At 43.7% G+C, this 517-nt stretch carries 1 pseudogene; it reads right to left on the bottom strand.

Annotation, left to right across the window (positions count from 1 at the left end):
* A pseudogene (locus ACWHAR_RS32035) lies at positions 1 to 517 on the bottom strand (aldo/keto reductase); the annotation flags it as partial.

The raw sequence follows: 517 nt of genomic DNA on the forward strand, positions 1-517 counted from the left end.
TATAATTCAAAATCAAAAATGTCGGCATTTTCAATAATGCGGTGTTCTTTGATGGACTTCGGAATGGTGACGACTTCATTTTGCAAATCCCAGCGCAGGATGACTTGAGCAACGGATTTGTTGTATTTTTTAGCGATGTCAGTCAGCACCTGATCATCGAGGAGTTTTCCCTGCATGAGCGGAGACCATGCTTACACCTGAATGCCTTGCTTCTTGCAGTAGTCCCTAAGCTCAGTCTGAGTGAGGCGCGGATGGAATTCAACCTGATTGACCATCGGTTTAATTTCCGCATCTTCCAATAAGCTTTCCAAATGGTGGACATTGAAATTGCTGACGCCGATCGCTTTCACTCTGCCGTCTTTGTACAGCTTTTCAAGTGCGCGCCACGTATCTTTATATTTGTCTTTTCCTGGCCAATGAATCAAATATAAATCAAGGTAGTCAAGGCCGAGTTTTCGAAGGCTTTCATCAAAAGCCGCCAATGTTTTTTCATATCCCTGGTCACTGTTCCAAACCT

It is taken from the genome of Bacillus sp. LR--39, from assembly GCF_053613335.1.